Origin of the sequence: Morganella psychrotolerans (genome assembly GCF_001676055.1) — a bacterium.
GTDB lineage: Bacteria > Pseudomonadota > Gammaproteobacteria > Enterobacterales > Enterobacteriaceae > Morganella > Morganella psychrotolerans_B.
Genome location: NZ_LZEX01000043.1, coordinates 117,671 through 135,454, shown reverse-complemented (window position 1 = coordinate 135,454; position 17,784 = coordinate 117,671). Strand labels below are relative to the sequence as shown.

The window sequence follows — 17,784 nt, the reverse complement described above, 5'->3', positions numbered from 1 at the left end:
ATCAGGGGAGGTTCACATGCAACCGGGAAAAATTTGGGTCGTCGATGATGACAGTGCGATCCGCTGGGTACTGGAGCGCGCGCTGAGCAGTGCGGGCTATGCATGTGTCTGTTTTGACAGCGGTGAAAGCGTGCTTACCGCCCTGGAGAACGCGTCACCGGATGTGCTTATCTCCGATATCCGGATGCCGGGTATGGACGGTTTTTCTCTTCTCTCTGCAATTAAACAACATAACCCGTTGTTACCGGTGATTATTATGACCGCCCATTCTGATTTGGATGCCGCCGTCAATGCTTACCAGCGGGGGGCATTTGATTATCTGCCCAAGCCGTTTGATATCGACGATGCCGTAACGCTGGTTGCCCGTGCGCTGGAGCATCACCGCGAACAACACCAGCCATCCCGCCGCGAAGAACCGGCAGATCCGGTGTCTGATATTATCGGCGAATCCCCGGCGATGCAGGAGGTTTACCGGGTTATCGGCAGGCTGTCCCGTTCTTCAATCAGTGTGCTTATCAACGGTGAGTCGGGAACCGGAAAAGAGCTGGTCGCTCATGCGCTGCATCGTCACAGCCCGCGTGCTGATGCGCCGTTTATTGCCCTGAATATGGCCGCTATCCCGAAAGACTTAATCGAATCCGAACTGTTCGGGCACGAAAAAGGCGCATTCACAGGGGCAAACCAGGTTCGTCAGGGACGTTTTGAGCAGGCTGACGGCGGCTCACTGTTTCTCGATGAGATTGGTGATATGCCGCTGGATATTCAGACCCGGCTGCTGCGGGTGCTGGCAGAAGGTCAGTTTTACCGTGTCGGCGGTTATGCGCCGGTGCGGGTGGATGTCCGTATTATTGCCGCAACGCATCAGGATCTGGAACGTCTGGTAACAGGCGGGAAATTCCGTGAAGATCTGTTTCACCGCCTGAATGTCATCCGTGTACAGTTGCCGCCGCTGCGGGAACGTCCCGGTGATATTCCGCGCCTGACACGTCATTTCCTGCAAAAAACAGCGAAAGAGTTGGGAACAGAGGCAAAAATACTGCATCCGGATACCGAAAGCCTGCTGATGCATCTGCCCTGGTCCGGCAATGTCCGTCAGTTGGAAAATGTGTGCCGCTGGCTGACAGTGATGTCTGCCACTCAGGAAGTGTTGCCGCAGGACTTGCCCGCTGATCTGACCGCCGATATCAGTCAGGTAAATAATAGCGCTATTCATTATGACGCCATAAATTATACACAGTCATGGGATAAGCAACTGGCACTGTGGGCCGATGCGCAGTTACGCGCGGGGAAAACAGATCTGCTGGCAGAAGCACTGCCGCTGTTTGAGCGTACCCTGCTGCAATGCGCACTGAATCACAGCGGCGGCCATAAGCAGGATGCCGCCCGGTTACTGGGCTGGGGAAGAAACACACTGACCAGAAAACTGAAAGAGGCCGGGATTGATGATGATGCATCAACCCCGGACCAGTCTCAGATAACGCGGGAAAACTGACGCTGGCGCATCTGATTACGCAGATAAGTATCAAAACACATACAGATATTGCGGATCAGCAAACGCCCGCGCGGGGTGACCACCAGGGCACTATCCAGGATTTCCACCATACCGTCATCCGCCATTGGCTGTAATAATTGCAAATCTTCGGCGAAATGGGCTTTAAAATCGAGGTTATACAGAGATTCAATCTCTGAATAGTCCAGACGGAAATTACAAATCAGTGCCTTAATCACATCACGGCGCAGGCAGTCTTCGTCTGTCAGCACCAGGCCGCGCCACAGTGCGTTTCCGCCCTCTTCCACCTGTGCGTAATACGTTTTCAGGTCTTTCTGGTTTTGTGCGTAATGGTCACCCAGCATACTGATTGCCGACACACCAAAACCGAGCAAATCACACTCTTCATGAGTGGTGTAGCCCTGGAAGTTGCGGTGCAAAATCCCGTTATTCTGCGCTATCGCCAGCTCATCTTCCGGTTTGGCAAAATGATCCATGCCGATAAACTGATAACCGCTGCCGGTCAGGCTTTCAATAGTCTGTTGCAGAATAATCAGTTTCTGCTCCGCAGACGGCAAATCGTCATCTTTAATTTTCCGCTGGGCGGCAAACAGATTCGGCAGGTGCGCATAGTTAAAGACACTCAGGCGATCCGGGGAGAGCTCAGCCACCCGTTTCAGCGTGAATGCAAAACTTTCCGGGGTCTGTTTCGGTAAACCATAAATCAGGTCAATACTGACGGAGTCAAACCCGGTCGCGCGGGCGCGCTCTACCAGAGCAAAAATAGTGGCTTCGTCCTGCTCGCGGTTGACCAGGCGCTGAACCTCTTTATTGAAATCCTGCACACCCATACTCAGACGGTTAAAGCCCTCTGCGCGCAGATGGTCAATAACATCCAATTCAATTTCGCGCGGATCAATTTCAATTGAGAGCTCAGCATTATCCGTAAAATGAAAATACCGGCGCAGCATGCCGGTCAGGCGGCTTATCTGTGCTTTATCCAGATAGGTCGGTGTACCACCGCCCCAATGCATCTGATGCACATCACGTCCGGCAAACAGTGCTGCGCGGGCCGCTATCTCTTTTTCCAGTATTGTCAGGTATTCATCCGCTTTATGTTTCTGCCGGGTAACTAATTTATTACAGCCGCAGAAATAACAGAGTTTATGGCAGAACGGAATATGCACATATAACGACAGCGGGCGCTGCGGGTAGCGGTTTGCCGAGGCGAGAAAATCACCGTCACTGTATTGCTGGTTAAACTCCAGCGCAGTGGGATACGAGGTGTATCGCGGGCCGGAATAGTTATATTTCTGGATCAATGGCAGATCCCAGATGATCGCGTCGGACATGCTCTCCCCTTTGCTTCGCCTTAAAAAATCACATCAATGTGTTTTCCGCTCTGTGACGGACTCATTTAATCATACAGTTTATCGGATCCGCCCGCTGATTCATATGACAGTACAACAGACGGTCTGATCTTCGTTGCACCATTACAGTGCAGTGAGGGCAGCCACCAAACCAAAAAGCACACCGGGTGCATTGGCGATTGCTACCGGCAAATCTTTCACTTTTATACCGTAGATAACCCACAAGGTGCAGTTAAATGCGGCGGCCAGAGGCTGTAACGGCGAGGTTTTGTGCCCGTCAAGATTATCGATAATCTGAGGAATATAAGAGACATACATGCAGAATGCAGTAAACGTGGCAATCCAGCCCAGATAGCGGATAAAACGGCTGTGCCCGTTTGGCTTACTTTCAGAGTCACTCACTCATTCCTCCGGAAAAGGCATTATCAGTATGATGCTATATTGTTAACCTAAATTATTTATTACTTTCAGTCATGTATCTGCCACTCACATCACATAAAAACATGGCTCGTGTTGTAAATAGCCGCCCTTCCGGAAGCTCTTAATCCGCTATTAAGGCAAACAATGGCGGTCCCGCGTAGGCTGAAATGAAAACCGGAACCGCAAGAAGACCTGCCGTTCCGGTTATTAACTAATACTGTATTACATTCGTTACGCGATACTAATGATCGCAATAACGGATCAGCGTCCTTTCAGGAGCTGCATGATGTCTTCGGTTTTCTCTTCGTCATCATCTTCATCAAGAGAAATACCGAGCTCCGCCATCAGGGTATCAATGCGTTCCAGCATCTTATCCACATAGGCGTTTTCATCAGCTGTCAGGGTTTCGTCCTGCTCAAGACGTAACAGTAACGCATCGAGGCGCTCGTCGTTCTCGAGTTTTGTCAGTTCATCCTGAGGCGATAATTTGATTTTTGCCGGTTCAGCCGGTTTTTTCACAGCAGGTTTGGCAGAGGTTTTAGCTTCCGCGATAAGCGGAACCGGTTTTTTGCTGCCGATACGCGGATCAGCGACGACATTATCCGTACCACGACCACCTTTGCGGGCATTATCCTGCTGGCGGGCACCGGATGGATTGCCGCGATGCTTTTTCTGCTGCTTACGTTCACGGCCTTCCGTGTTGAGCTCTTCACGGCTTTTTTTCGTTGTCCGTGACCGGGCTGGTTTTTTCTGAATAGCGGCCATATACCTTACTCGCTTAAAAAATAACAAATTAATATGTGTTAGCATTCATCAAATGAATGAACAGTACAAAACGATACGATACCCAACGTCATTCAAGATGCAGGCAGGCGGCAAGCTCCGACCGCCGTGGAGCATACATCAGTATGTGACCCGGCGGGCGTAGTGCGGCCAACGAACCTGCAGTTTGAATGAATAAGGGTATATTTATGGCACATTTCTATCTGTAGCCATGACAATGATTCGCTGACGATTAGTTTACCCTGATTTTCGTCAAAACGATCCATCATTTCGCCGGGAACGGTGCGATGGGATCACCACCCTTATTTCAGACAAGATATAGAATTATGCATTTTTCACAACAAACGTCGCACCGCCCCCTCTGGTTTTGGATAGCAGGTTATACCGCACTCTGGATTATGGTCAGTTGGTATTTGGATCCGACCGTCCCTTATGATGCCGTCGAAGCAATCAACTGGGGAAAAAATGGTCAATGGGGATCACCGAAAAACCCGTGGCTGGTCGGTATGCTGATGTATCCGGTGATTACCTTTCCGGATTTTATCCCCGCTGATTTTTACTGGTATTTTATTCATTTTACGGGGATCGGGGCGGGGATGGCAGGCGTCTGGCATCTGACGTATCGTATCACGCAACGTCTTGATTATGCATGGCTGGCACTGCTGTCACTGAACCTGTCGGGGATAATTAATTTCGATTTAATTCCCTATAACGACAACTATATCCTGGTGGCATTCTGGCCGTGGGCGCTCTTCTTTTTTGTCCGTGCCGTTTATGATAACCCGGTATGGTGGATAGGATTTGCCCTGTGTTCCGGGCTGGCAACCATGGGAAAGTACTCCACACTGGCACTGGTCGGTATGGTATTTCTGTTCTCCCTGTTTGTACCGAAAGTCCGTGAAAGCTACCGTTCACCCTGGTTTTATGCCGCTATCGCACTCTGGTTTGCGCTGGTTGTTCCGAACCTGGTGTGGCTGATAAATAATGATTTTGCCGCCTTTAAATGGGTCGATTCACAGATAGAAACCGGCTTTACCCTGAAAACAACCGGGTCGCTGGTGATGGTCTTTTATCCGCTGATTATTATCGCGGGGATTATCAAATTCAAAGGCGGTGGTTTCGGATGGTCAAAAAATCAGGCGGTGCGTCTGATAAATATCCTGATTCTGGTACCGCTTATCTTTATCTGGATCTGGTTCACCTTTCATAAAGGCGGACGGATCACCGAGTGGTTACAGCCCTTTGTGCTGCTGAGTATCCCGGCACTGATCTGTTCTGTTACCAGAGCGCCAACCCGGCCGCTGAAAAATATCATGAATGCCCTGATGGTATTCGCCGTTGTGATTCTGGCAGGATATGCAGCGGTAATGAGCCTTGATATCAAAGGCGCAGGGCAAAAAAATATCGGACTGAAAACCTTCACCGCCGAAGCAGAAAACTGGTGGGAGAAAGAAACGGGTTATCCGCTGAAATATACAGGTGGTGAATACCTGCATGAGTGGATCACGTTTTACGGCAAACATCAGCCGGAAACTATTCAGCCGTGGATCAACGAATACGGTCATATTTACCGCGCCACAAATATCTATAATCTGCATGTTACCCGTGATGATATCCGCCGCGACGGTGCATTACTGGTCGGGAAAGTCGGTCAATCCTGTGCGGATGAATCCTTTATCAATGCACTGGAAGACTGGCCGGATCTTATTATCACGCAGCGCAGAGAGGTTATTTATCAGCCGCAGGCGGGTGCAAAAGAGCGGGTAGTTTGCCTCGCGATTGTTCCGCCGGGACAATAAACAGGCCGTCATAAAAAAAAGAAAAGCCGCGTGAATTATCATCATGCGGCTTTTTTTATATCGCTGTATTTAAATTACGTTGTTGCCGGTATCAGGCGGCGTCAACAAACACCATCTTGAGAATAAACATCAGCGAAACAATAATCACGCACAGGTTCAGCTCACGCCAGCGCCCGGAGCCCAATTTCATCGCGCAGTAGGCGATAAAGCCTAATGCGATCCCTTCTGTGATAGAAAAACTGAACGGCATCATCACGGCGGTCACAAATGCAGGCACAGATTCTGTCAGGTCGTTCCAGTTCACGCGCACAAGGCTCGATGTCATTAATACGCCGACATAAATCAGCGCCCCGGCAGTTGCATAACCCGGCACCATTGCCGCCAGAGGCGAAATAAAGATAGCCGCCAGGAACAGCAGACCAACCACAATCGCAGTAAGTCCGGTACGCCCGCCGACAGAAACCCCGGAGGTACTTTCGATAAATGCAGTGACGGATGATGTCCCCATCGCAGAGCCTGCCACAGAGCTGATACTGTCAACATAGAGCGCTTTTTTCATATTCGGGAAGCGCCCTTTTTCATCAGACAGCCCGGCTTTGTCTGTTACACCAATCAGTGTGCCGGAGGAGTCAAACAGGTTTACCAGCATAAAGGAGAAAATAATACCGGCGAGGGATAAATCCAGTGCACCCATAATATCAACGTGCCCGACAACCGTCATCATACTCGGCGGCATATCAAACACCCCTTGGTAAGTGACGTCACCGAGGAGAAGCCCGGCAACGGTTGTCACCACAATCGACACTAATACCGCGGCATGAATATTACGTGCGGCCAGAATGGCGATAATAAAGAAGCCCAGCGATCCCAGCAGAACACTGTGCGAGGTGAAGTTACCGACTGCAACCAGTGTGTCCGGATTTGCCACAATAATACCGGCATTTTTCAGCCCCATCATGGCAATGAACAGCCCGATACCGCTGGTGATCCCCACCCGCAGACTCAGCGGAATATGGGCAATCAGCCAGTAACGGATGCGCAGTAATGTCAGGATAAATAACCCGACCGCGCCCCAGAAAATGGCACCCATCGCCACTTCCCATGAATAGTGCATCGCGCCGACCACCACAAAAGCGAAAAAGGCATTCAGCCCCATCGCAGGTGCAACAGCAACCGGCAGATTAGCAAATAATCCCATGCCGATACTGCCGATAGCGGCAATCAGACAGGTGGTGACAAATACGGCTTTGATATCCATCCCGGCAAAAGAGAGAATTTGCGGGTTAACGAAGATGATATACACCATGGTGAGGAATGTGGTCAGCCCGGCAATGATTTCAGTACGGACTGTTGTGCCGTGTTCCTGTAATTTAAACACGCGCTGAAGCAGGCTCTGATGAGGATCAGTGCCGGAGGTCGGAGTAGTCATGAGTAAGGAGTCCCGGAAATTTATTTTTTTCGGCTTATTCTACCCCATCACAAAAAAAAAAGAAAACGTTTGCGTTCTACCCTTATTCATTCAAACCGCAGGTTCGTTGACTGCGGGCATATTGAATGACGTCGGGTATATACAGGAAGAAAATCCCGGCATTTATCCGTACCGGAATTGTCACTGATCAAATTTAAGGCAAACAGGTAACAGATTGCGATTGTTTCTCTGGTTTCACTGCTGTTTTCAACCGGCGAAACCCTGTCAGGCGCGCAAACCAGGACTGCTGCGGCTGCCGCTGTAATGACCAGCGCCGCATCAGCGCATTGGCACTTAATTCCAGACCAAAGCACATCACAAAATAGATAAACGCCACAAACAGGAAAATCTCCAGCGGATAGACCATGCTGCGGTTATTGACCTGTGTCGCGAGGAAAGAGAGCTCTCCCACACCGACAATATACGCAAGCGAAGTATCTTTAATCAGCGCAATCCACTGATTAATAAAGGATGGGATCATCATCCGCAGCGCCTGTGGCAGAACGATATGCCACAACACCGCCCAACGCCCCAGACCGAGCGACATGCCTGCCTGCCACTGGCCTCTGCCGATAGCCAGGATGCCGGCTTTGACGCCGTGCGCAATGTACGCCGAGGTGATCAGCGCCAGCGCGCACACAACCGTGGTAATTTCCGGCACATCCACACCAAAGGCAATCGGCAGCAGGAAATAGACCCAAAAAATCAGCATAATGACGGGGATCGCGCGGAAAAATCCGAGAAATGCCGCAAACAGGTTTACCCACCAGCCCCGCAGCATAGCCAGCATCACACCGCCAATGATCCCGAATACCACCGAAATGGCGCCCGCAGCCAAGCTGATCACCAATGTCAGTGCCGCGCCCTCTAACGGGCCATCAGGAAATGTGCCGAACAGCAGATATTCCCAATTTTCCTGAATAACCGTGAAGTCCATCTTAATGCTCCTGAGCAATTGCCCGTTGTGTCCGCCACTGCCCGAACGCTTCCATTACCGCAATAGTGAAAATATACAGCACGGTCGCCACCCCGAAGGCTTCAAAGGTTTGTAAGGTCTGGCTTTCCACCTGACGCGATGCGTATGACAGCTCTGCCACACCAATCGCCATGGTCAGTGAGGAGTTTTTCACCACATTCATGTATTGCCCGAGCAGCGGCGGCATGGCAATTTTCACCGCCTGCGGCAATATCACATAGCGCATCGACTGCCACGGCGTCAGCCCCAGCGCGAGTGCCGCTGATTTCTGCTGACGTCCGGTGCCCGCGATCCCCGCCCGCAGTTCTTCTGCAATAAAGGGAGCAGAATAGAGGGTCAGTCCGAACCAGCCGGCGATAAATTCAAAGGATGGCCACGCCAGTGTCAATCCGGAAAATTCAATTTCATGAGGGGTATTCAGCCAGACTTTCAGCACCTGCGGTAAAATTTCGCCGGAGGCGAAATACCAGAAAAAAAGCTGAACCAACAGTGGCGTATTACGGAACACACTGGTGTAAGCACTGACTAACCAGCGGATCAAAAATATCTGACTGTCCCGCCCTGTCACCAGCAAAAAACCCAGCAATGTGGCCGCCAGAATCGTCCAGAGTGAGATAAGGAGTGTAATTACAAACCCTTGTCCAAGCCAGCTCAGGTATTCCGGAGCAAGTAAGTGCGTACTTATAAATTGCTCAAACATCCGATATCCCCATCATCATACTGTGGCACAGGTTACAAAAAAACGCCTGAAGCCCCACCGGAGTGAGGCTTCATCACATGCAACTGCACTCTTATTTTGCCTGACTTTCCAGCGGGCCGAATTTAAAGTCGCCGCGAGGTTGTTCTGCTTTGGTACCGGGACCAAACCACTGGTTATAAATCTGCTGTGATTTGCCGTCACTTTCCAGTTTCGTCAGTGTTTTGTTCACGGCTTCCACCAGACGGGTTTCCCCTTTTGGTGCTGCCAGCGCCTGATATTCACGGGTCAGGCTGAACGGAGAGAGTTCAAACTCTGCTTTAACCGCTTCCGGCAGGTTGCCCAGCAACCCGACCAGTTTGGCATCATCCTGTGTGATAGCATCTACGTTACCATTACGCAGTGCTGCAAACGCCAGCGGTGTATCATCATAGGAAATAACTTTTGTGCCCGGGAATTTCTCGCGCAGAGTCACTTCCTGAACCGTGCCTTTATCCGCACCGATGCGCAGTTTTGCTACATCATCAGGGGTTTTCAGCACACCTTTGCGGGCAATAAATTTTTGTCCGGTCTGAAAATCAGGAATGGAGAAATCCACCTGTTTGTCGCGCTCATCAGTGATAGTGAAGTTAGCGCCGATTAAATCCACTTTGCCGGACACCAGCAGCGGAATACGGTTTGCCGGGTTAGTCGGACGAAGTTCGAGTTTCACACCTAAATCATCGGCTACCGCCTGTGCGATATCCACATCATAACCGGCGAGTTTTTTGGTTTGCGGATCAATAAATCCGAATGGCGGGTTGCTGTCAAAAACCGAAATGCGGATCACACCGGCTTTCTGAATGTCATCAAGCTTGTCAGCCTGCGCGGCACCACTTACTAATGCTAAACCGGCGAGCAGTGCCGGAACAAAATAGGTCGGTTTCATACACACCCCTGAATCAGTCTGAGATAACGTCAATTTGTGTAAATCACACTCTCACGCTATCAACTCCCGCTTAGTTCCTGAAATACTAAGAAGGTATAATTCTATAACTGTTAGTTCTAACGGGGAATGAACGATATAATTTCTGCAATAAATACAATATTTATAACCAAAAGGCATATAAAGACATAGCTGTTATTCCCTCTCGCAGATGAATAATCCACCACATGATACCGGACAAAATAAAACCGCCGGTCATATTCACTGACCGGCGGTTTTGTTATTCAGATGGAAAACGCAGTAATTACGTTGATTCGTCTTTATTACCATTGCTGTTTGCAGCCACTTCAATGACATGCTCACCCAGCAAAATGCGCTCGACATCATCCCCTTTGACGTGACGGAAATCCTGTCCCTTCACATAATAGAAGATAAATTCGCAGATATTCTGACAACGATCGCCGATACGCTCGATAGAGCGGGCACAGAACAGTGCGGTCAGCACACTCGGGATAGTGCGCGGATCTTCCATCATGTATGTCATAAGCTGGCGGACAATGCCTTCGTACTCCTGGTCAACTTTCTCGTCTTCCCGGTAGATACGGATGGCTTCTTGGATATCCATGCGGGCAAACGCATCCAGCACATCATGCAGCATCTGAATGGCATGGCGCCCGAGTGATTCCAGGCTGACCAGCAACGGCTGATGCTGCTGTGAAAATTTTTCCAGTGCGGTTTTAGCGATTTTATCACCGACATCACCAATACGCTCCAGCTCGGCAATCGTCTTGGAAATGGCCATAATCAGGCGCAGATCACTGGCGGTCGGCTGGCGCTTGGCAATGATACGGACACAGGCCTCATCAATGGCAACTTCCATCATATTGACCTGTTTATCACCGGCGATCACTTCCCGCGCCAGATCTTCATCCTGATGGTGCATCGCTGTAATCGCTTTGCTGAGCTGCTCTTCCACCAGCCCGCCCATGGTCATCATTTCAGTGCGGATATGTTCTAACTCGGCATTAAACTGCCCGGAAATATGTTTATTGTGATTCAGATTTTCCATGATTGTCTCCGCATCAGCCATAACGACCGGTGATGTAATCTTCAGTTTGTTTCTTGCCCGGTGTGGTAAACAGTGTATCAGTATCACTGAATTCAATCAGTTCGCCCAGATACATAAATGCAGTATGGTCAGAGCAGCGCGCCGCCTGTTGCATGTTATGGGTCACGATAACCACGGTATATTCAGATTTCAGTTCGCTGATAAGCTCTTCGATGCGCCCGGTGGATATCGGGTCGAGCGCGGAGCACGGCTCATCCAGTAACAGTACTTCCGGACGGATAGCAATACCGCGCGCGATACACAAACGCTGCTGCTGACCGCCGGATAAACTGTAGCCGCTCTGGTGCAGTTTGTCTTTGGTTTCATTCCACAGCGCTGCTTTGGTCAGCGCCCACTGCACGCGTTCATCCATCTCAGCTCGCGGCAGTTTTTCAAACAGACGGACACCAAACGCGATATTGTCATAAATCGACATCGGGAACGGCGTCGGCTTCTGGAATACCATTCCGACTTTAGCACGTAATAACGCAATATCTTGCTTATCCGTCAGGATATTGGTGCCATCAAGCAGAATTTCGCCTTCTGCACGCTGCTCATTATACAGCGCATACATTTTATTAAAGGTGCGCAGTAAGGTCGATTTTCCGCAACCTGACGGCCCGATAAAGGCCGTGACTTTATTTTTTTCAATATCCAGCGAGATGTTTTTCAGCGCGTGGAACTGACCGTAATAGAAGTTCAGATCGCGGACCCGGATTTTGCTTTCAGTTACGTCTTGAATTTTACTCATGACTCTCTCTCATTATTCCGTCATCATTCAATCAGTGCGCTTTCTTCGCAAACAGCACACGCGCCACGATATTAATTAACAGTACACACAAGGTTATCAGCAGAACACCCGCCCATGCGAGGCTCTGCCACTCGGCAAACGGGCTCATGGCAAATTTAAAGATGGTCACCGGCAGGTTGGCAATCGGCTGCATCAGATCCGTACTCCAGAACTGGTTGGAGAGGGAGGTAAAGAGCAGCGGTGCGGTTTCACCGGCAATACGGGCAATCGCCAGCAGCACCCCGGTGATAATCCCGGAGACAGAGGCTTTCAGGGTGATTGCCGAAATCATTTTCCATTTTGGTGTTCCCAGGGCATACGCGGCTTCACGCAGGCTGTCCGGTACAAGGCGCAGCATGTTTTCTGTCGTCCGGATAACAATCGGGATTTGCAACAGTGCCAGCGCGATAACACCCGCCCAGCCGGAAAAGTGCTGCATCTGCATCACCACAATGGTGTAAACAAACAGCCCGACCACAATGGATGGCGCAGATAATAAAATATCGTTAATAAACCGGGTGGTTTCCGCCAGCCAGGAGCGGCGGCCGTATTCCGCCAGATAAATCCCCGCCAGAATACCCAGCGGCGTACCAATCACGGTCGCCCACAGGATAAGTAATCCGCTTCCGACAATGGCGTTTGCCAGACCACCACCTTCTGTGTTCGGCGGCGGTGTCATTTCAGTGAACAGCGCAAGAGACATACCGTCCATGCCTTTAGTCACTGTGGAGAACAGGATCCAGATTAACCAGAACAGCCCGAACGCCATGGTGGATACAGACAGGAACAAGGCAACCCGGTTCTTCTGACGCCGCCAGTGCTGGCGTTTCTCACGCGCTTTCAGGTCCACTTTTGGTTGTTGAATATCCATCTCAGCCATTCTAGCGCCCCTCGTTCTTATTCAGCCGCATCACCATAAATTTGGAGATAGCAAGGACGATAAAGGTGATGACAAACAGGATCAGCCCCAGCTCCATCAGTGCCGCCGTATGCAGCCCGGATTCTGCTTCGGCGAATTCATTTGCCAGCGCCGAGGTAATACTGTTGCCCGGCATATAAAGCGAAACACTGTCCAGTTGATACGTATTACCGATGATAAAGGTGACCGCCATGGTTTCACCCAGTGCACGTCCCAGGCCGAGCATCACACCGCCGATCACACCATTGCGGGTATAGGGCAGAACAATGCGCCGGATAACTTCCCACGTCGTACAGCCGATGCCGTAAGCGGATTCTTTCATCATCACCGGTGTCTGTTCGAACACATCACGCATGACTGACGCGATATACGGGATGATCATAATGGCGAGAATAACACCCGCCGCAAGAATACCGATACCAAACGCAGGGCCGGAAAACAGCTCGCCGACAATCGGAATGCTCGACATCACATCACCGACCGGCTGCTGGAAATAGGTGGCAAACAGCGGAGCAAAGACAAACAGACCCCACATGCCGTAAACAATACTCGGAATAGCTGCCAGCAGCTCAATCGCGATACCCAGCGGGCGGCGCAGCCATTTTGGTGCAAGTTCGGTCAGGAACAGCGCTATCCCGAAACTGACGGGAACCGCAATCAGTAATGCAATCACTGAGGTAACAATGGTGCCGTAAATCGGTACCAGCGCCCCGTACTCTTCCGCGGGCGGATTCCACTCTTTATTCCATAAAAATCCCAGACCGAATTTCTCAATGCTGGGCCATGATGCAATGATCAGTGAAATGATAATTCCACCCAGCAGCAATAGCGTAATCAGCGCCGCCAGTTTTACCAGGGCACTGAAGATTTGGTCGCCGCGCTTTCCGGGTGGTTTCATTGCCGTTTTCAGTTCGGCCATAGTCGCTTCCGTTTTTGCACTGATCCCCCGCAACCGGGGGGATCAATTACTGATAGATTGCTGTATTTCAGTTATCCGCTGTATTAATACAGTGGCTTACCGCTGCTGTCTTTAACACTGGTTTTCCATGCTGCACGAACTTGTTCAATCACTTCCTGCGGCAGAACAGCATAATCGAGTTTCTCTGCCTGTGCGCCACCGTTCTTATAAGCCCAGTCAAAGAATTTCAGCACTTCCTGACCTTTGTCTGCATCTTTCTGGCTGGTGTGAACCAGGATGAACGTGGTGGATGAAATCGGCCATGCATTCACACCCGCCTGATTAGTCAGATCCTGAGCAAAGCTCTTCGACCATTCCGCTTTACGCGCTGCATTACTGAAGCTTTCGCCGCTCGGAGAAACCGCTTCGCCATCTGCAGAAATCAGTTTGGTGTAAGCCAGTTTATTTTGTTTCGCATATGCATATTCCACATACCCGATTGAGCCCGGCAGACGCTGAACAAAAGCAGCGATACCGTCGTTACCTTTACCACCCAGACCAACCGGCCAGTTTACGGTGGAGCCTGCGCCGACTTTCTCTTTCCAGTCAGGGCTGACTTTCGCGAGATAACTGGTGAAGACAAAAGACGTACCGGAGCCATCCGCACGACGGACAACCGCAATATCCTGATCCGGCAGTTTAACGTTCGGGTTCAGTTTGGTGATTGCCGGGTCATTCCATTTTTTAATATTACCCAGGTAGATATCACCGAGGGTTTTGCCGTCTAACACCAGCTCACCGGACTTCAGTCCCGGCAGGTTGACAGCCAGCACCACACCGCCGATAACGGTCGGGAACTGGAATAAATTATCTGCGGCAAGTTTATCTTCGGATAACGGCGCATCTGACGCCCCGAAATCAACGGTATTGGCCACAATCTGTTTTACACCACCAGATGAACCAATTCCCTGATAGTTAACCTTATTGCCTGTTTCTTTTTGATAAGTATCGGCCCACTGCGCGTATACCGGCGCCGGGAATGTTGCACCCGCCCCGGTAAGACTGGTCGCGGCAAATGCAGAAAATGCAGAGAGAGAAAGTGTCGCTGCCATAACAGTGGCTACTGCGGTACGCATCGGTTTCATGATCCCTCCTGACGGGATTTTAGATAATGACATAAACGTTGTGTCTGATTAACGTCGGAACATGAGGGAAAATAGGTCAAACTGGTGACAATAATATGTAGGTTGTGTGACAGTTTTATGACATCACCGGCGAGCGGGTGCACAAAACAGGATATCAGCGCCCGGGCGGGCATTACCGAAAAGATAAATAACAGATTGATATACAACAATTAAAATGCAAAAAACCCGTAAAAACGGGTTATTACAGGCATATGTGACAGTAAAATGAAAATGACATTCCATTGTCATATTTCCCGGTTATCTCAGTCGTCTCTGTCGTCCGGCAGCGCCAGCAGAACCCGGATACGGAACCCGCCACGCTGACTGCGCCCGACCTCAATTTTACCGTCATGCGCATCCACAATACGTCGTAAAATTGCCAGCCCCAGACCGGTTCCCTTGTTACTGCGCGCTTTTTCACCCTGAACAAACGGCTGGAACAAATTCGGGATATCCGCTTCATCAATGCCGCTACCGTCATCTTCCACCTGGAACCAGGCGAAATGATCATCATTACCGCTGGTAACCCGGATCCACCCGTTACCATAGCGTGAAGCATTCACCAGCATATTGCCCAGCGCACGCTTGACCGCAATAGCATTTCCGGTGATATATACCGGCTTTTGCGTGACATCATTATGAATTTCATTCTCGGCGCTGCTTTGTGCGCCGATCACTTCATTGAGAATGCCGGTCAGCTCAAGCTGTGCCATCTCCATTTCCTGACCTGTCCGCAGATAGGCCATAAACTGCTCGATGATCGCATCACACTCTTCAATGTCATGATTAATGGACTCCGCCAGATACTCATCAGCCGGCCCCATCATTTCTGTTGCCAGGCGGATACGGGTCAGAGGCGTACGCAAATCATGGCTCACACCGGCCATCAGCACAGTGCGATCCTGCTCCAGCATTTTAATGTCCCGTGACATCTGATTAAACGAGCGGATCACCGAGCGCACTTCTGCGGCACCTGCTTCACGCACCGTCGTCTGTGGCCCGCCGGTACCCATTTGCCGGGCAGCCGATTCCAGTTCCGTCAGCGGGCGGTTCTGATAACGGATAAATACCCAGACGCCGGCGAACACAAACAACAGAAAAGCAAAAATATAGCGGAAAACCGGCGAGAACTGATCCTGACCAATTTCAGTCAGCGGAACCCGCACCCACACATCCGGTGAAATATACGAATTCAGCCACAGAACCGGGTAATCCCGGTTAATTTCCAGCCTGACATCCGCATATCCTTCCAGATAATGGCTCATTTGCCCGCTGAGCGACTCAAAATGACGCGCCCAGCGCAACCCGGCATCATCGGCTTCTTTTTCCGTAAAAAAGGTGATCCCCAGCTCTTCATAAATTTTCTTACGCAGCGCCGGAGAAACACGGACAACGGTTCCGTCCTTCAGCACCATTTTTTCGCTCATCAATGTGCGGACTTCATACGCCAGAACCCGGTTAAACTGTTGCAGGCTCGGCATAACAATGAAGTTCACAACCGCCAGATAACTTGTTGTCAATGTCGCAAACAACAGAAAAATGACTAAAAACAGTGAGCGCGAAAAGGTGCTCCTGGGGGAGAACCGGAGCCTCTTCATGGCTTGGTATTGCCGTCCGGTACAAAGACATAACCCAATCCCCATACCGTCTGGATATAGCGCGGGTGAGTCGGATCTTCTTCAATCATGCGGCGCAGACGGGAAATCTGCACATCGATTGAGCGCTCCATCGCACTGTACTCACGACCACGTGCCAGACTCATCAGTTTGTCACGGGACAGTGGCTCACGTGGGTGTGAAACCAGCACTTTCAGGACAGCGAATTCCCCGCTGGTCAGCGGCATATTCTCTTCATCGTGGAACATTTCACGCGTACCGAGGTTCAGTTTAAACTTACCAAACTGAATAACCGCATCATCCTGTGACGGCGCACCCGGCAGCTCATTTGCCTGACGACGCAGCACCGCACGGATACGGGCTAATAATTCACGCGGGTTAAACGGCTTGGGAATGTAATCATCCGCGCCGATTTCCAGACCAACGATACGGTCAACTTCTTCCCCTTTCGCCGTCACCATGATGATAGGGATCGGGTTATTCTGACTTCTCAGACGACGGCAAATGGATAAACCATCCTCACCCGGTAACATCAGATCAAGGACGATAAGATGAATAGACTCACGTGTCAGCAGGCGATCCATCTGTTCAGAGTTAGCCGCAGTACGTACCTGGAAGCCCTGCTCACTCAGATACCGCTCAAGCAGAGCACGCAGACGCATGTCATCATCAACGACAAGGATTTTATAACTTTCTTGCATGTTTGACTCTCCAGATTCGTTTTTGCATACAAATACTCAGGTTATTTCGTTTATTCAGTGACGGACTGATACCGAATAGATAAAACGACGTAATTTACTTCGCCGTCAGGTGTTAGTACTGTTATTTCATCATCCGTCTGCTTGCCGATTAATGCCCGGGCTACAGGGGAGTCCACAGAAATCCATTTCTTTGCCGGTGAAAACTCATCAGGTCCCACGATGCGAAAAGTCTTAATTTCTTCATCATCATTTTCAAGCGTGACCCACGCCCCGAAGAATACCTTTCCTTCCTGGCGGGGATCAGGATCAACTATCTTCAGACTATCCAGACGTTTTGCAAGAAAACGGATTCGCCGGTCTATTTCACGCAGACGTTTTTTTCCGTATATATACTCGGCATTCTCAGAGCGATCTCCTTGCGCAGCCGCTTCTGACACGGCCTGAGTGACCTGCGGACGCTCCGTTTTCCAGAGATATTTAAGCTCTTTATCCAGTGTATCCCATCCCATACGGGTAATGAGGTTACTTTTTGCCATATATTACCTAAACAAATAATAAATTATTTAAATAAATTGTAATACGAAATACTTTTAACGAAAGATAACAGACACACATAATCTGTTTATATTGCCTTTATGCGA

At 50.2% G+C, this 17,784-nt stretch carries 17 protein-coding genes; 2 read left to right on the top strand and 15 right to left on the bottom strand.

Annotation, left to right across the window (positions count from 1 at the left end; translation table 11 throughout):
- Positions 1–16: 16 nt before the first annotated feature.
- Positions 17–1,492: a nitrogen regulation protein NR(I) gene (gene glnG / locus AYY17_RS17645; RefSeq protein WP_067425961.1), complete on the top strand. Its 1,476-nt coding sequence runs from the start codon at positions 17–19 to the stop codon at positions 1,490–1,492.
- On the opposite strand, the gene hemN is transcribed toward glnG, so the two are convergent.
- The 3 genes from hemN to yihI all read right to left on the bottom strand — a co-directional run bounded on the left by hemN (position 1,471) and on the right by yihI (position 4,044).
- Positions 1,471–2,841: an oxygen-independent coproporphyrinogen III oxidase gene (hemN, locus tag AYY17_RS17640; RefSeq protein ID WP_067425958.1), complete on the bottom strand. Its 1,371-nt coding sequence runs from the start codon at positions 2,839–2,841 to the stop codon at positions 1,471–1,473. The two genes, glnG and hemN, sit on opposite strands and share 22 nt — an antisense overlap.
- 141 nt (positions 2,842–2,982) lie before the next feature.
- Complete coding sequence (locus AYY17_RS17635; RefSeq protein WP_067405720.1) at positions 2,983–3,261, bottom strand: SemiSWEET family transporter; 279 nt, start codon at positions 3,259–3,261, stop codon at positions 2,983–2,985.
- 279 nt (positions 3,262–3,540) lie between these two features.
- Positions 3,541–4,044 (bottom strand): Der GTPase-activating protein YihI, encoded by a 504-nt coding sequence (gene yihI, locus AYY17_RS17630; RefSeq protein ID WP_067425955.1) that lies wholly within the window; start codon positions 4,042–4,044, stop codon positions 3,541–3,543.
- A 344-nt stretch (positions 4,045–4,388) separates the two neighbouring features.
- Between yihI and AYY17_RS17625 the strand changes: the two genes are divergently transcribed.
- Positions 4,389–5,861, top strand: a complete 1,473-nt coding sequence (locus AYY17_RS17625; RefSeq protein ID WP_067425952.1) for a glycosyltransferase family 39 protein — start codon at positions 4,389–4,391, stop codon at positions 5,859–5,861.
- 91 nt (positions 5,862–5,952) lie between these two features.
- Here AYY17_RS17625 and AYY17_RS17620 read toward each other — a convergent pair whose 3' ends face one another.
- From AYY17_RS17620 to greB, 12 genes are all read right to left on the bottom strand, one after another.
- Complete coding sequence (locus AYY17_RS17620; RefSeq protein ID WP_067405728.1) at positions 5,953–7,290, bottom strand: NCS2 family permease; 1,338 nt, start codon at positions 7,288–7,290, stop codon at positions 5,953–5,955.
- 193 nt (positions 7,291–7,483) lie between these two features.
- Positions 7,484–8,266 carry an amino acid ABC transporter permease gene (locus tag AYY17_RS17610; RefSeq protein ID WP_067425946.1) on the bottom strand — a complete coding sequence of 261 codons (783 nt, stop codon included), beginning with the start codon at positions 8,264–8,266 and terminating at the stop codon, positions 7,484–7,486.
- A gap of 1 nt (position 8,267) precedes the next feature.
- The gene (locus tag AYY17_RS17605) at positions 8,268–9,005 is read right to left on the bottom strand and encodes an amino acid ABC transporter permease (RefSeq protein WP_067425943.1); all 738 of its coding nucleotides are present in this window, start codon (positions 9,003–9,005) and stop codon (positions 8,268–8,270) included.
- Between the two features lie 91 nt (positions 9,006–9,096).
- On the bottom strand, positions 9,097–9,930 hold the full coding sequence (locus AYY17_RS17600) for an ABC transporter substrate-binding protein (RefSeq protein ID WP_067425940.1): 834 nt from the start codon (positions 9,928–9,930) through the stop codon (positions 9,097–9,099).
- A 301-nt stretch (positions 9,931–10,231) separates the two neighbouring features.
- Complete coding sequence (gene phoU / locus AYY17_RS17595; protein WP_067425937.1) at positions 10,232–10,996, bottom strand: phosphate signaling complex protein PhoU; 765 nt, start codon at positions 10,994–10,996, stop codon at positions 10,232–10,234.
- 13 nt (positions 10,997–11,009) lie between these two features.
- Complete coding sequence (pstB, locus tag AYY17_RS17590; protein ID WP_067405741.1) at positions 11,010–11,786, bottom strand: phosphate ABC transporter ATP-binding protein PstB; 777 nt, start codon at positions 11,784–11,786, stop codon at positions 11,010–11,012.
- A gap of 31 nt (positions 11,787–11,817) precedes the next feature.
- Positions 11,818–12,705, bottom strand: a complete 888-nt coding sequence (pstA, locus tag AYY17_RS17585) for a phosphate ABC transporter permease PstA (RefSeq protein ID WP_067368686.1) — start codon at positions 12,703–12,705, stop codon at positions 11,818–11,820.
- A gap of 1 nt (position 12,706) precedes the next feature.
- Positions 12,707–13,663, bottom strand: coding sequence for a phosphate ABC transporter permease PstC (gene pstC, locus AYY17_RS17580; protein ID WP_067368683.1), 957 nt, complete (start codon positions 13,661–13,663; stop codon positions 12,707–12,709).
- 83 nt (positions 13,664–13,746) lie between these two features.
- Positions 13,747–14,787 carry a phosphate ABC transporter substrate-binding protein PstS gene (gene pstS / locus AYY17_RS17575; protein ID WP_067405744.1) on the bottom strand — a complete coding sequence of 347 codons (1,041 nt, stop codon included), beginning with the start codon at positions 14,785–14,787 and terminating at the stop codon, positions 13,747–13,749.
- Positions 14,788–15,089: 302 nt separating this feature from the next.
- Positions 15,090–16,424: a two-component system sensor histidine kinase EnvZ gene (gene envZ, locus AYY17_RS17570; RefSeq protein ID WP_067425934.1), complete on the bottom strand. Its 1,335-nt coding sequence runs from the start codon at positions 16,422–16,424 to the stop codon at positions 15,090–15,092.
- A complete protein-coding gene (gene ompR, locus AYY17_RS17565; RefSeq protein WP_067425931.1) occupies positions 16,421–17,143 on the bottom strand; it encodes an osmolarity response regulator transcription factor OmpR in 723 nt (240 codons plus the stop codon). Before ompR ends, envZ begins: the two co-directional genes overlap by 4 nt.
- Positions 17,144–17,193: 50 nt before the next feature.
- Complete coding sequence (greB, locus tag AYY17_RS17560; protein WP_067405755.1) at positions 17,194–17,679, bottom strand: transcription elongation factor GreB; 486 nt, start codon at positions 17,677–17,679, stop codon at positions 17,194–17,196.
- Positions 17,680–17,784 lie beyond the last annotated feature (105 nt).

Bases quoted from the DNA above. Each gene is read 5' to 3' on its own strand.
- yihI (WP_067425955.1), bottom strand. From the start codon at position 4,044: ATGGCCGCTATTCAGAAAAAACCAGCCCGGTCACGGACAACGAAAAAA.
- pstC (WP_067368683.1), bottom strand. From the start codon at position 13,663: ATGGCCGAACTGAAAACGGCAATGAAACCACCCGGAAAGCGCGGCGAC.
- AYY17_RS17625 (WP_067425952.1), top strand. From the start codon at position 4,389: ATGCATTTTTCACAACAAACGTCGCACCGCCCCCTCTGGTTTTGGATA.
- hemN (WP_067425958.1), bottom strand. From the start codon at position 2,841: ATGTCCGACGCGATCATCTGGGATCTGCCATTGATCCAGAAATATAAC.
- pstS (WP_067405744.1), bottom strand. From the start codon at position 14,787: ATGAAACCGATGCGTACCGCAGTAGCCACTGTTATGGCAGCGACACTT.
- phoU (WP_067425937.1), bottom strand. From the start codon at position 10,996: ATGGAAAATCTGAATCACAATAAACATATTTCCGGGCAGTTTAATGCC.
- envZ (WP_067425934.1), bottom strand. From the start codon at position 16,424: ATGAAGAGGCTCCGGTTCTCCCCCAGGAGCACCTTTTCGCGCTCACTG.
- ompR (WP_067425931.1), bottom strand. From the start codon at position 17,143: ATGCAAGAAAGTTATAAAATCCTTGTCGTTGATGATGACATGCGTCTG.
- AYY17_RS17610 (WP_067425946.1), bottom strand. From the start codon at position 8,266: ATGGACTTCACGGTTATTCAGGAAAATTGGGAATATCTGCTGTTCGGC.
- pstA (WP_067368686.1), bottom strand. From the start codon at position 12,705: ATGGCTGAGATGGATATTCAACAACCAAAAGTGGACCTGAAAGCGCGT.
- pstB (WP_067405741.1), bottom strand. From the start codon at position 11,786: ATGAGTAAAATTCAAGACGTAACTGAAAGCAAAATCCGGGTCCGCGAT.
- greB (WP_067405755.1), bottom strand. From the start codon at position 17,679: ATGGCAAAAAGTAACCTCATTACCCGTATGGGATGGGATACACTGGAT.
- AYY17_RS17620 (WP_067405728.1), bottom strand. From the start codon at position 7,290: ATGACTACTCCGACCTCCGGCACTGATCCTCATCAGAGCCTGCTTCAG.
- AYY17_RS17605 (WP_067425943.1), bottom strand. From the start codon at position 9,005: ATGTTTGAGCAATTTATAAGTACGCACTTACTTGCTCCGGAATACCTG.
- AYY17_RS17600 (WP_067425940.1), bottom strand. From the start codon at position 9,930: ATGAAACCGACCTATTTTGTTCCGGCACTGCTCGCCGGTTTAGCATTA.
- glnG (WP_067425961.1), top strand. From the start codon at position 17: ATGCAACCGGGAAAAATTTGGGTCGTCGATGATGACAGTGCGATCCGC.